We start from the raw sequence: 13,041 nt of genomic DNA on the forward strand, positions 1-13,041 counted from the left end.
GTCCGGCGTAGCCCGTAGGGGGACGCCCTGCGGAGTCATCAGACCCTCCCTTGGGCCAGGAGCACCATGACCCCCCCAACTCCATCAGCGGCTGCCCCGCTCGAGGTGACCGACGACAGCGTCGTCAAGTCGCCCACGCCCACCATCCCTCAGGGCAGCGAGAGCCGCTCTCCGGGCCGGCTGGCCTGGAAGCGCTTCAGGCGTGACCGCGCGGGCGTCATCTCCGCGTGCATCGTGATCTTCTTCTTCGTGATCGCGCTCGCGGCGCCCCTCATAGCCAAGCTGTACGGCAAGGACCCGTACACCACGTACGCCAGCCAGCGCCCCGAACTGCTCGACGCCTTCGCCTACCCGGTCGGCCCCAACGGCGGTATGAGCTCGGAGTTCTGGTTCGGCATCGAGCCGCAGCTGGGCCGGGACGTCTTCACCTTCCTGCTCTACGCCATCCGCACCTCGCTCGGCATCGCGGTGGCCGCCGCCGTCCTCACCACACTCCTCGGAGTCGTCATCGGCGTCACGGCCGGCTACCTGGGCGGCAAGACGGACTACCTCGTCGGCCGGCTCATCGACATCCTGCTGTCGTTCCCGTCCACGCTGTTCTTCATCGCCTTCATGCCGGTCGTGTACGGCATCTTCATCGCCCCCGACGAGAACGTCCCCACCTGGCTGCGGGCCTTCTCCCTGATCATCGTGCTGGCCGGTTTCGGCTGGGCCTCGCTCGCCCGGCTGCTGCGGGGGCAGGTACTCGCCCTGCGCGAGCGGGAGTTCGTGGAGGCGGCCAAGGTCACGGGCGCGTCACCGGGGCGGATCGTCTTCAAGGAGCTGCTGCCCAACCTGTGGACGCCGATCATCATCCAGTCCACGCTGATGCTCCCGGCCTTCGTGACCGCCGAGGCGGGTCTGGCCTTCCTCGGCGTCGGCATGATCGACCCGACCCCGGACTGGGGCGTCATGATCCAGCGAGGCGCCCAGTTCTACACCGAGGACCTGGCCTTCCTTCTCTTCCCGGGCCTCTCGATGGTGATCTTCGTACTCGCCTTCAACCTGCTCGGCGACTCGGTGCGCGACGCACTCGACCCGAAGTCCAAGCGCTGACCCGTTCCTTCCTCCGGTCCGTACACAGGAGTCCGGCCGGCCTTCTTTGTCCCGTATGACCATCCTTGGGGTGCATCATGGCTTTCTCCCGTAGAAACTTCCTCATTGCGACCGGCGTCGTCGCGGCCTCGTCGTCGGTGCTGACCGCCTGCGGCGGTGAGGACAAGGGCGGCTCCGCCAAGAACGACGGCCCCAAGGTCAGCGACAGCAAGACCGTGGACATCCCAGTCGGCACCAAGGCCGACTCGACCGGTCCGGCCCCCGAGGTCAAGGGCGCCGTGACGGGCGGGATCGCCTACTCGCTCGACCAGCACGACATGGACCACCTGGACCCGGCGCAGATCTACACCAGCACCGAGGCCGCCATCACCGTGCCGATCCTGCGCGGTCTGACCGGCTACAAGATCGACGACAAGGGCGGCGCCACCCTGGTCGGCGACGCCGCCACCGACGCCGGCACCATGAAGGACGGCGGCAAGACCTGGTCCTTCACGCTGAAGGACGGTCTGAAGTGGGAGGACGGCTCGGAGATCACCGCGGACGACGTCCGCCACACCTTCGAGCGCACCTTCGCGTCGTTCATCACCGAGGGCCCGATCTACGTCCAGTCGTGGCTGGAGGGCGCCGACAAGTACGAGGGCCCCTACGAGGACAAGCACCTCGACTCGATCGAGACCGACGGCAAGACCATCACCTTCCGCCTCAAGGAGGCGCGCGGTGACTTCAACTTCACGCTGGCCATGCGTGGTTACGCCCTGGTGCCGAAGAAGCACGACACCAAGGAGAAGTACGACAAGCGCCCGTTCTCCAGCGGTCCGTACAAGATCAAGGACCGCAGCGTCGGCAAGTCGATGACCTACGTGCGCAACGAGCACTGGGACCCGAAGACGGACTCGATGCGCAACGCGTACCCGGACCAGTACCTCTTCCAGTTCGGCTTCCAGCCGCTGGCCGCCACGGACCGCTTCATCGCGGACCAGGGCAAGGACCAGCAGGCGATGGTGATCTTCAACGAGGTCGCCGCCGAGCGCGTCGCCCAGGTGCTCACCGACGCCGAGATGAAGAAGCGCGTCCTCACCGCGATCGACGTGGCCACCTACTACTGGCCGATCAACACCACCCGCATCACGGACGTCAAGGTCCGCCAGGCCATCGCCTACGCCTGGCCGTCGCAGCAGCTGCAGACGATCCGCGGCGGCGCCTCCACGACGGAGATCGCCACCACGATCCTCAGCCCGGTGACCCCCGGTTACGAAGAGTTCGACCTGTACGGGAAGACCAAGAAGCCCGGCGGCGACCCGGAGAAGGCCAAGGCGCTGCTGAAGGAGGCCGGCAAGGAGGGCCAGAAGCTGGTCATCGCCTACCAGCACTCGGACAACGCGGTGAAGCAGGCCGTCGCGGTCAAGAACGCTCTGGAGGCGGCCGGCTTCAAGGTCGTCAACAAGCAGGTCGACAAGTCGACCTTCTACACCCAGATCGGCAAGGTGGACAACGGCTACGACCTGTTCGCCGCCGGCTGGAGCCCGGACTGGCCGGGCGGCTACTCGGTCTTCTACCCGTGCTGGCACGGCACGAACATCGGCGACGGTCGCAACAACTACTCCCAGCTGGACGACGCCGGTCTCAACAAGGCGATCGACGCGGCCTCCGCGATCACGAACCCGGAGGAGGCCAAGAAGGCCTGGGGCGCCATCGACCGCCAGGTCATGGAGCTGGCCGGCGCCGTGCCCGACTACCACCCCATCCGCAACTGGATGTACGGGTCGAAGATCGGCAACGTCGTCTACGACGCCGGCAACAACTGCGTCGCGCTCTGCAAGCTGTACGTCAAGAAGTAAGCGCGCACCTTCCCACGGGGGCGGCCACCACCCATACGGCCGCCCCCTCGGGCCGGTCCACCCCCCTCCACCCCCGGCGACGGCGCCCCGTCCGGAAAGTCACGCCCCATGCTCCGCTTCCTAGTCCGCCGAGTCTCCGGTGCGATGGTCATCCTGCTGATCATCAGCGCCATCACCTTCTGGCTCTTCTACGCCGTTCCGCGTGACCCCGCCATGATGTCCTGCGGCAAGAACTGCACACCGGAGAACCTCGCGCAGATCCGGGAGAACCTGGGCATCGACGAGTCGATCCTGATGCAGTACTGGCACTGGCTCGTCGGCGTCTTCGCCGGGCGGGACTACGCCGGTTACGGCTACTGCGACGCACCCTGCCTCGGCTACTCCTTCGCCAACCGCGAGCCCGTCTTCGGCACCATCATGGACCGGCTGCCGCTGACCCTCTCGCTCGCCTTCGGCGCGGCCGTCGTCTTCGTGATCGTCGGTGTCGGCGCCGGCATGCTCGCCGCGTTGAAGCAGGGCAAGTTCCTGGACAAGTTCGCCAGCTCCGCGTCGCTGCTCGGCTCCTCGCTGCAGATCTACTTCGTCGGCTACATCGCGATGTACTTCCTGGTCTCGGAGCTCGGCATCCTCAGCCAGCCGTCGTACACACCGCTCACCGAGAACCCGGCCGCCTGGGTCTCCGGCCTGTTGTTGCCCTGGCTGGTGCTGTCCATCATCTTCACCGCGAACTACACCCGTATGACGCGTTCCCAGATGGTGGAACAGCTCAACGAGGACTACGTCCGCACCGCCCGGGCCAAGGGGCTGTCCAAGCGAAACGTGTTCTTCCGGTTCGCCTGGCGCGGCGCGATGGGTCCCATCGTCACCCTCTTCGGCATCGACCTCGGCGTGCTGATCGGTGGCGCCATGATCACCGAGACGACCTTCAGCCTCCACGGCATCGGCCGGCTCGCGATCCAGTCCGTGGACCAGAGCGACCTGCCCATGCTGCTCGGTGTCACCGTGCTGGCGGCCGGTGCGATCGTGATCTTCAACATCGCCGTCGACGCGGTCTACGCCCTGATCGACCCGCGGATCCGGCTCGCCTGACCTCCGCCTGCCCCCTACCCCCCGCATCACCTCCTGGAGCGTCCGCGTGACGAGCACCGAACAGCAGCCCTTCCTCTCCGTCAGGGACCTGAAGGTCCACTTCTCCACCGAGGACGGCACCGTCAAGGCCGTCGACGGACTCTCCTTCGACATCGCCAAGGGCAAGACGCTCGGCATCGTGGGCGAATCGGGTTCCGGCAAGTCGGTCACCAACCTGACGATCCTGGGCCTGCACGACCCGGACCGCACCGCGATCGACGGCGAGATCGTCCTCGACGGCAAGGACCTGCTCACCGCCACCGAGCGGGAGCTGGAGCGGCTGCGCGGCAACAAGATGGCGATGATCTTCCAGGACGCGCTGGCCTCGCTGTCGCCTTACCACACCATCGGCAAGCAGATCGGCGAGACGTACCGCAAGCACACCGGCGCCTCCAAGAAGGAGGCCCGGGAGCGGGCGATCGAGATGCTGCGGCGCGTGGGCATCCCGCAGCCGGAGACCCGGGTGGACGACTACCCGCACCAGTTCTCCGGCGGTATGCGCCAGCGTGCGATGATCGCCATGGCACTGGTCTGCGACCCCGAGCTGCTCATCGCGGACGAGCCGACCACGGCGCTCGACGTGACGGTCCAGGCACAGATCATGGACCTGCTCAAGGACCTCCAGCAGGAGTTCGGCACGGCCATCATCTTCATCACCCACGACCTCGGTGTCATCGCGGACATCGCGGACGACGTGCTGGTGATGTACGGCGGCCGGTGCGTGGAGCGCGGGACCAAGGAGGAGGTGCTGCGCGACCCGCAGCACCCGTACACGCTGGGCCTGATGAGCTCCATGCCCAGCCTCGACGGGCCGGTCGACGTGCCGCTGGAGCCGATCCCCGGCTCGCCGCCCTCGCTGCTCAACCCGCCCACCGGCTGCCGTTTCCACCCGCGGTGCGCCTTCGTCGAGAAGGTCGGCGGCGGACTGTGCGCCTCGGAGCAGCCCGCGCTCGACGTGGTCAACGGGCGGGGGTCCGCCTGCCACCTGCCCCCCGAGCAGCGCACGGAGCTGTTCGCCGACTTCGCCGCGACCCGGTACAACTGACGTACAAGAGACAGGATTCACCATCATGAGCAACGCGGAAACGCTCCTGGACGTCAGCGGCCTGACCAAGCACTTCCCGATCAGGGGCGGCTTCCCGATCCCTCGTACGGTCGGGGCGGTGCGGGCGGTGGACGGCCTGGACTTCCAGGTGCGCGAGGGCGAGAGCCTGGGCCTGGTCGGCGAGTCCGGGTGCGGCAAGTCGACGACCGGCCGGCTGATCACCCGCCTGCTGGAGCCCACCGGCGGCAAGATCACGTACCGCGGGCAGGACATCACGCACGCGGGACGCAAGGCGCTCGCGCCGATCCGGTCCGAGATCCAGATGATCTTCCAGGACCCGTACGCGTCCCTCAACCCGCGCCAGACGGTCGGCAAGATCATCGTGGGTCCGATGGAGATCAACGACATCAACCCGGCCGGCGGGCGCGAGAACCGGGTGCGCGAGCTGCTGGAGATCGTGGGTCTCAACCCCGAGCACTTCAACCGCTTCCCGCACGAGTTCTCCGGCGGCCAGCGCCAGCGCATCGGTGTCGCCCGTGCCCTGGCCCTGGAGCCGAAGCTGATCGTGGCCGACGAGCCGGTCTCCGCGCTCGACGTGTCCATCCAGGCCCAGGTGGTCAACCTGCTCCAGAAGGTGCAGAAGGAACTGGGCATCGCCTTCGTCTTCATCGCCCACGACCTTGCCGTGGTGCGGCACTTCTCACAGCGCGTCGCGGTCATGTACCTCGGTAAGATCATGGAGATCGCCGACCGCGACGACCTGTACGAGAACCCGCGTCACCCCTACACGCGCGCCCTGCTGTCCGCCGTGCCCGAGGCCACGGTGGAGGACACGCCCCGCGAGCGCATCCGGCTCGTCGGCGACGTGCCCTCGCCGATCAACCCGCCCTCCGGCTGCCCCTTCCGCACCCGGTGCTGGAAGGCGACCGAGAAGTGCGCCTCCGAGGCACCGCCGCTGGTGCAGGTGGAGGGCAACAAGGCCGGTCACCTGACGGCCTGCCACTACCCCGAGACGGTGGACGGCACTCCGTCCGCTCTCTCCAAGAGCCCCCGGGCGGCTGCCTGACAACACCCCTTTCTGTCGGCACCGCCCGCGGAACGGACCTTCTACGGCCCATTGACCCGAGCCCGGAAACGTCCGCTCCAGGGAAACCGAGGGCCCGCGCCTCCCCAGGCACGGGCCCTCGGTCTTTTCGTGGCGGGTACCCTTTGCCACTGGTGCTCTTGGCGGCGGAGTCGGGTCAGGCCTTGTCCGTCTCCTCCGACGCGGCCAGGGCCGGGTCCAGGACGATGTCCTCCCCGCGGGCCGCGATGGTCGGCTCCTCCGGGAAGTGGCAGGCGGTCAGGTGGCCGTCCCGGTTGCCGTCGACCCGGACCAGCGGAGGTGCCTCCGACGCGCACTTGTCCTGCGCCTTCCAGCACCGGGTGCGGAAGCGGCAGCCCGAGGGCGGGTTGATCGGGGACGGTACGTCGCCGGCCAGCCGGATGCGTTCCCGCCGGTGGCTCTCCCCGTCGGTCAGGTTCACCTCGGGCACGGCGGACAGCAGGGCGTGGGTGTAGGGGTGACGGGGGCGGGTGTAGATGGAGTCCCGGTCGCCGACCTCGATCACCTTTCCGAGGTACATCACCGCCAGGCGCTGCGAGAAGTGCCGTACGACGGCCAGGTCGTGGGCGATGAACAGGAACGCGATGCCCAGTTCCTTCTGCACCTTCTGGAGCAGGTTGACCACCTGGGCCTGGATGGACACGTCGAGTGCGGAGACCGGCTCGTCGGCCACGATCAGCTTCGGCTCCAGGGCCAGGGCACGGGCGACACCGATGCGCTGGCGCTGGCCGCCGGAGAACTCGTGCGGGAAGCGGTTGAAGTGCTCGGGGTTGAGACCCACGATCTCCAGCAGCTCGCGCACCCGGTTCTCGCGCCCGCCCGGCGGATCGATGCGGTTGATCTCCATCGGACCGGAGATGATCTTGCCGACCGTCTGCCTGGGGTTCAGCGAGGAATAGGGGTCCTGGAAGATCATCTGGATCTCGGACCGGATCGGCGCGAGCGCCTTGCGCCCCGCGTGGGAGATGTCCTGCCCCCGGTACGTGATCTTGCCGGCGGTCGGCTCCAGCAGGCGGGTGATCAGTCGGCCCGTGGTCGACTTGCCGCACCCGGACTCCCCCACCAGGCCGAAGCTCTCGCCGGAGTGCACGGTCAGGTCGATGCCGTCGACGGCCTGGACCTGGCCGACGGTCCGCCGGACGGGGAAGCCGCCCTTGACCGGGAAGTGCTTGGTCAGGCCCTCGGCCACCAGCAGCGGCTCCCCCGGTCCACCGGCCGCGGCCTCGCGCGGGGCGGGGACGACGAGGTCTTCTTTCATGATTCCTCTTTCATGCGGCAGCTCCTCCTGGTCGGCACATCGCCTGATGGGTGAGTGTCACCCCAGTCGGGGCCTGATCTCTTCGATGAAGATGGCCCGCTTCTGCTCCCCCGTCAGATGGCACGCCGAGGACCGGTCCGCGCCCAGCAGCGGCCTCTCGGTGACACAGCGGTTGCCGCCGACCCGGTCCTGGAAGGTGCAGCGGGGGTGGAAGCGGCAGCCCGACGGTGGGGTGAGCAGCGACGGCGGGGTGCCGGGGATCGGCGCGAGCGCGGCGCTGAGGTCGGAGTCCAGGCGGGGCATCGAGTTCAGCAGGCCCCAGGTGTAGGGGTGGCGGGGCGCCCTGAGCACCTGGTCGGTGCTGCCCCGCTCCACCGCGCTGCCCGCGTACATCACCATGATGTCGTCGGCGACGTCGGCGATGACGCCGAGGTCGTGCGTGATGAAGACGATCGCCGAACCGAACTCCTGCTGGAGCTCCTTGAGCAGGTCCAGGATCTGCGCCTGCACCGTCACGTCCAGCGCGGTCGTGGGCTCGTCGGCGATCAGGAGGTCCGGGTCGCAGACCAGCGCCATGGCGATCATCGCGCGCTGGCGCATACCGCCGGAGAACTGGTGCGGGTAGTCCTTGGCGCGCTGGGCCGGATTGGGGATGCCGACCTTGCCGAGCATCTCCACCGCCCGGTCCCAGGCCTCCTGTTTGGAGGAGCGGGTGTGCTTGCGGTACGGCTCGGCGATCTGCCGGCCCACCGTGTAGTAGGGGGACATGGCCGTCAGCGGGTCCTGGAAGATCATGGCGATCCGGTTGCCGCGCAGCTGTTCCAGTTCTCGCTCGGTGGCGGTGACGAGTTCCTTGCCGTCGAAGACGATCTCTCCGTCGACCGTCGTGGTCCGCGGGTTGTGCAGGCCCAGGATCGTCAGGTTGGTCACGGACTTGCCGGAGCCGGACTCGCCCACGATGCCCAGGGTCCGGCCCCGTTCGACGTCGAAGGAGAGACCGTCGACCGCCTTGACGACACCGTCCTCCGTGGCGAACCGCACGCTCAGGTCGCGGACCGACAGGAAGCTCTCGGGCCCGGTGGGCGGCGGCGCGCCCTCCGTCTTGGTCAGTGTGGTCACTCGGTGCCCTCTTCCTAGGAAAGCCGGACGCGCGGGTCGATCCAGGCGTACGCGATGTCGACGAGGATGTTCAGCATCAGGATCATGAAGGCCCCGACCAGCATGACGCCCATGGTCAGCGGCAGGTCCTTGTTGACCGCGCCGTCCACGGCGAGCCGGCCGATGCCCTGCAGGGAGAAGGTCAGCTCGGTGACGACGGCGCCGCCGAGCAGGCTGCTGAGGTCGATGCCGAGGATGGTGACGATGGGGATGAGCGAGCCGCGCCAGGCGTAGCGGAAGAAGACGTACTTCTGCGACATGCCCTTGGCCCGGGCGGTGCGCACATGGTCCTCCGCCAGCTGCTCGACCAGCGAGGAGCGTGACATACGGGTGTACTGGGCGGTGAAGATGGTGGCCATCACGACCATCGGGATGGAGAGGCCGACGAGCCAGCCGACCGGGTCCTCGGTGATGGGGACGTACTTGGGGTCCTCCATCAGGCCGGTGCCGTAGACGAGGACCGCCAGGGCGATCGGGCCGAGGAAGTAGATCTGGAAGGAGCTGAGCACCATGGAGGCGCCGGTGGCCACCTTGTCCACGTGCGAGCCGCGCCGGAAGGCGGCGAGCATGCCCGTACCCAGGCCGACGATCAGGAAGACGATCGCGGCGCCGACGGTCAGCGACAGGGTGAGCGGGAAACGGTCCTTGATGATGGTCCAGACCATTTCCCCCGAGTAGAAGGACTGTCCGAGGCACGGGGCGGAGCAGTGCCCCGTGGGGAAGTCACGTCCCATGAAGATGCCGGACATGAAGTCCCAGAACTGCTGGGCGATCGGCAGGTTGAGGCCGAGGGCCTCGCGGATGTCCTCCAGCCTGGCGGCCGAGCAGTCCTTGCCGCAGGCCAGGGAGGCGTAGTCGGACGGGGCGGCGACGAAGAGGAAGAACGTCGCGGCACCGATCAGGAACAGGGTGATGACGGCACCGACCGCGCGTCGGATGATGAACTGAAGCATGGCGGGTTGGCTGCTCTCTGCGGAGGTGGTCGGGAATTTTCACGGAACCCTGGGGGTGCGCTCCGCCTGGTGCGCACCCCCGCAGTCAGCCGTAGAGAGTTACGACTTGAGGAACAGGCCGTTGACGTCGATGTAGCTGGCCTCGGTGCTGTACCGCGCGCCGCCGATGTTCGAGCCGTAGAGCTGGAACGTCTTCGTGTACCACAGCGGGGCGGACGGGTTGATCTCTTCCAGGATGTAGCGGTGGGCTTCCTTCCAGGTCGCGTCGGCCTCGGTCGGCTCCTGGGTGAGCGCCTTCTTGATCAGCTCCTGGACCTTGGGGTCGTTCATGTGCGAGTAGTTCGGAGCGCCGTCGGCGACCTGGTCACCGTCGTAGATCGGCGTGACGACCGTGCCCGGGGACGGCCAGTCCTGGCCCCAGCCCGTGATGTACATGTCGTACGGGTTCTTGAGCTTGCCGACCTGCTCGTAGAAGCTCGCCGCGTCGACCTCCTTGGAGACGATCTCCAGGCCGACCTTGCCCAGCGCGTCCTCGACGGCGACCTTGCGCTTCTGTCCCGGCTCGCTGTTGCGGTAGGCGAAGACGAGCTTCTTCTCGGCGGCGGGGACGTCCTTGAGGAGTTCCTTGGCCTTCTCGATGTTGCCGGACGGCGTCTTCAGCCGGCCGTACGGGTCGTAGTCGGCCTCGTAGCCCGGCAGGGTCGGGGCGAAGAGGTTGGGTGCGACGTCGCCGCCGTACGCGCCGCCCTCGCCGGCGATGAGGGACTTGGAGTTGATGGCGTAGGTGATGGCGTCGCGGACCTTCTTGTTCTTCATCCGGTCCAGGTTGAACGTCAGCGTCATGACGTAGGGCTGGTAGCCCTTGATGGTGCGCTTGTTGACGGCCGGGTCGGTGATGACGTCCTGGATCTGGGTGGCCTCGACGGCGCCGGTGAGCTGGATGGCGTTCTTGGCGTCGCCCTGGTCGGCGATCAGTCGCTTGGTCTGGGTCGACTCCGTGACGCCGAAGTCGAAGTCGTATCCGTCCAGGTACTGGTGGCGCACCGCGTCGGTCTTCGGGTCCCAGTTCTCGTTCTTGACGAGCTTCATGGACTTGCCGACCTTGTACTCCGCGATCTTGTACGGGCCGGAGGCGACCGGGTCCTTGTCGTACTTCTCCTTGGTGTCGGTCTCCTCGGGCACGACGGTGTACCCCGGCATGGCCAGGGTCTGCGGCAGGTCGGGGCGCGCGGTGTCGAAGTGGAAGACGACGGTCTTGTCGTCCGGCGTCTCCAGGACGGAGTCCGGCAGGTGCTTGTCGCCGTAGCCACCGTCGGGCAGCGCCTTGCGGTAGTCGGCGCCGCTCAGCCAGGTCTGGAGGTAGGTCGGGCCGTCGAAGATGAACTCCGCGTACTGGCGCTCGACGGTGTGCCGTATGTCGGCGGACGTGATCGGGTTGCCGTTCTCGTCCTTGACGCCGTCCTTGAGCGTGTACGTCCAGGTCTTGCCGCCGTTGGACGACTTGCCGGAGTCGGTGGCGAGGTCGCCGACGACGGAGACGTTGCCCTTGCCGTCCTCCTGGAAGTTGGTCAGGCCGCGGAAGAGCAGGTTGGTCACCTGGCCCGCGTCGGAGACGTAGATCTGCCCGGGGTCCAGGTGGGACAGGCCCTGCTCCTGGTAGACCATGACGGTGCCGCCGGGCTTGGCACCGGGGACGTCCTTGGCCGGCCCGGTGGAGGCGGCGGCATCGCCGTAGGTGACCGCGTTGGACTGGACCTTGGCTTCCTTCTGGTCCTTCTTGGAGTCCTTGCCGGAGTCGCCGCCGCCCTTGTTCTCCGAGCAACCGGTGAGGACCAGCGAGCCTGCCGCGAGCGCGACCATGACGGCGCGCGCAGTGCGAGAGTTGAACGACTTCATGTGGTGATGCACCTGCCTGTCGAGTTCGTTGTCCACTGAGCCTTGCTGAGCACTGCTGTGCACTGCCTGACGCGGCCGGTGGGCCGGCTCGGGGGCGCAGTCCCCCCACCAACGGGCCCCTCCTACCGTCCCGACTTGGGGTCCAGGGCGTCCCGCACGGAGTCCCCGAGGAGGTTGAAACACAGGACGAAGACCACCAGTGCCACGCCCGGGAAGAACATGAACGCCGGGTCCTGCTCGGCGACCTTGGCACCGGTGGCGAACATCCGCCCCCAGTCGGGGGTCGGCTCGACGAAGCCGACGCCGGCGAAGGAGAGGAAGGCGATGCCGAGGATCGTGCTGGGGAGCAGATAGGTGAACTGGATCAGGATGGGTGAGATCACGTTCGGCAGGATCTCCTTGCGGATGATCCGCCAGGGCGAGGCTCCGGCGACCCGGGCGGCCTCGACGAACTCCCGCTCCCGCAGGGACAGCACGGTGGACCGCACCAGACGGGCCATGCCCATCCAGCCGAGCAGCCACAGCACGATCAGAATGGCCAGGGCCCGGAAGTAGGTGGGCGTCTCGTCCCGCGGGTCCACGAAGAACGAGGTCACCACCGGCATGAAGGCGATGAAGAAGAGCTGCTGTGGGAAGGAGAGGAAGAAGTCGGTGAACCGGCCGAGGAAGTAGTCGGTCCGGCCGCCGAAGTAGCCGCCGACCAGGCCGATGAGGACGCCGGTCAGCATCAGCAGCGTGGTGACGCCCAGCGCCATGTACAGCGAGGTGCGCATCCCGTAGAGGAGCATGGTGAAGACGTCGCGGCCGAACTGCGGTTCCACGCCGAACCAGTGGTCCCCGGACACGCCTCCGAAGTAGCCGAGCGGCAGCCCGAACTCGTCCAGGACGGGAGTGTCGAGCGCGTACTCGGGATCCTGCCCGTACAGGGTGTACGGGTCCTTTCCGTACAGTTTGGCGATCACCGGTGCCAGCGCGGAGATCACGAAGTAGCAGATCACGATCCAGGCGCAGACGACACCGGTCCGGTCACGCTTGAAACGCAGCCACATCAACTGCCCGGGAGAACGGCCCTCGAGACTGCTGGTCCCGCTCTTCCGGGCCGGCTCCGGTGCGCCGTCGACGGCGGCCGGCGTTCCGCCGCCCTCAATGTCGATTGGACTTGTCACAGTTCGCCCATTTCACAGGTGTGGGTGTGCCGAACCGGCGACCGGCGCGGGGTGTGCGCGATCGCGGAACGGATCATGAAGAAGCGTCGGGAGATCCCTGGGAACGCGGGAAACCCGCAGCCGGACGCGCGTAGCCGGATGCCCGGACGTCAGCGGCCGGCCCGCCTCTCAGCGTCGATCGCCGTCCGACAGGGCGAAGTTGGGGGCGACAGACCGTGTGACCCACCTGGTGTTCGTGACACCGCGCATGGGGCTCCTCCTCATGACTCCACGTGCTCACCGACAGGAGGGGGCGCATATCTGCCTTCCGACACCCCTGACGGAAGGTCAGACACCCCCTGGTGCTCGTGAGTCGTGCGCTGTCCCCACAGCGCGAGACCCATTGACCCGAGCTCTACG

The 13,041-nt window shown here is 67.5% G+C and carries 10 protein-coding genes; 5 read left to right on the forward strand and 5 right to left on the reverse strand.

What is annotated here, in order from left to right:
- Nucleotides 1-66: 66 nt before the first annotated feature.
- The 5 genes from ABEA26_RS31880 to ABEA26_RS31900 all read left to right on the forward strand — a co-directional run bounded on the left by ABEA26_RS31880 (nucleotide 67) and on the right by ABEA26_RS31900 (nucleotide 6,172).
- Nucleotides 67-1,095 (forward strand): ABC transporter permease, encoded by a 1,029-nt coding sequence (locus tag ABEA26_RS31880; RefSeq protein WP_345597033.1) that lies wholly within the window; start codon nucleotides 67-69, stop codon nucleotides 1,093-1,095.
- Nucleotides 1,096-1,172: 77 nt separating this feature from the next.
- Nucleotides 1,173-2,933 (forward strand): ABC transporter substrate-binding protein, encoded by a 1,761-nt coding sequence (locus ABEA26_RS31885; protein ID WP_345597035.1) that lies wholly within the window; start codon nucleotides 1,173-1,175, stop codon nucleotides 2,931-2,933.
- Nucleotides 2,934-3,041: 108 nt separating this feature from the next.
- The gene (locus ABEA26_RS31890) at nucleotides 3,042-4,022 is read left to right on the forward strand and encodes an ABC transporter permease (protein ID WP_345597036.1); all 981 of its coding nucleotides are present in this window, start codon (nucleotides 3,042-3,044) and stop codon (nucleotides 4,020-4,022) included.
- A gap of 46 nt (nucleotides 4,023-4,068) precedes the next feature.
- Nucleotides 4,069-5,106, forward strand: coding sequence for an ABC transporter ATP-binding protein (locus tag ABEA26_RS31895; RefSeq protein WP_345597038.1), 1,038 nt, complete (start codon nucleotides 4,069-4,071; stop codon nucleotides 5,104-5,106).
- Between the two features lie 25 nt (nucleotides 5,107-5,131).
- Entirely contained in the window at nucleotides 5,132-6,172 is a 1,041-nt protein-coding gene (locus ABEA26_RS31900) for an ABC transporter ATP-binding protein (RefSeq protein ID WP_345597039.1), read from the forward strand.
- A 175-nt stretch (nucleotides 6,173-6,347) separates the two neighbouring features.
- Here the strand turns inward: ABEA26_RS31900 and ABEA26_RS31905 are convergent, their stop codons facing one another.
- The 5 genes from ABEA26_RS31905 to ABEA26_RS31925 form a co-directional block, all read right to left on the reverse strand.
- Entirely contained in the window at nucleotides 6,348-7,469 is a 1,122-nt protein-coding gene (locus ABEA26_RS31905; protein WP_345597041.1) for an ABC transporter ATP-binding protein, read from the reverse strand.
- Between the two features lie 57 nt (nucleotides 7,470-7,526).
- Nucleotides 7,527-8,588, reverse strand: a complete 1,062-nt coding sequence (locus tag ABEA26_RS31910) for an ABC transporter ATP-binding protein (protein ID WP_345597043.1) — start codon at nucleotides 8,586-8,588, stop codon at nucleotides 7,527-7,529.
- Between the two features lie 14 nt (nucleotides 8,589-8,602).
- Nucleotides 8,603-9,580 (reverse strand): ABC transporter permease, encoded by a 978-nt coding sequence (locus ABEA26_RS31915; RefSeq protein ID WP_345597045.1) that lies wholly within the window; start codon nucleotides 9,578-9,580, stop codon nucleotides 8,603-8,605.
- Nucleotides 9,581-9,679: 99 nt separating this feature from the next.
- Complete coding sequence (locus ABEA26_RS31920) at nucleotides 9,680-11,476, reverse strand: ABC transporter substrate-binding protein (RefSeq protein WP_345597047.1); 1,797 nt, start codon at nucleotides 11,474-11,476, stop codon at nucleotides 9,680-9,682.
- Nucleotides 11,477-11,598: 122 nt separating this feature from the next.
- Entirely contained in the window at nucleotides 11,599-12,642 is a 1,044-nt protein-coding gene (locus ABEA26_RS31925; protein WP_345597046.1) for an ABC transporter permease, read from the reverse strand.
- Nucleotides 12,643-13,041: the final 399 nt, after the last annotated feature.

The sequence above is a fragment of the Streptomyces marokkonensis genome, from assembly GCF_039539045.1.
Lineage (GTDB): Bacteria > Actinomycetota > Actinomycetes > Streptomycetales > Streptomycetaceae > Streptomyces > Streptomyces marokkonensis.

Coding starts and splice junctions, on each gene's coding strand:
- ABEA26_RS31880 (WP_345597033.1), top strand. CDS start 67: ATGACCCCCCCAACTCCATCAGCGGCTGCCCCGCTCGAGGTGACCGAC.
- ABEA26_RS31885 (WP_345597035.1), top strand. CDS start 1,173: ATGGCTTTCTCCCGTAGAAACTTCCTCATTGCGACCGGCGTCGTCGCG.
- ABEA26_RS31890 (WP_345597036.1), top strand. CDS start 3,042: ATGCTCCGCTTCCTAGTCCGCCGAGTCTCCGGTGCGATGGTCATCCTG.
- ABEA26_RS31900 (WP_345597039.1), top strand. CDS start 5,132: ATGAGCAACGCGGAAACGCTCCTGGACGTCAGCGGCCTGACCAAGCAC.
- ABEA26_RS31905 (WP_345597041.1), bottom strand. CDS start 7,469: ATGAAAGAAGACCTCGTCGTCCCCGCCCCGCGCGAGGCCGCGGCCGGT.
- ABEA26_RS31915 (WP_345597045.1), bottom strand. CDS start 9,580: ATGCTTCAGTTCATCATCCGACGCGCGGTCGGTGCCGTCATCACCCTG.
- ABEA26_RS31920 (WP_345597047.1), bottom strand. CDS start 11,476: ATGAAGTCGTTCAACTCTCGCACTGCGCGCGCCGTCATGGTCGCGCTC.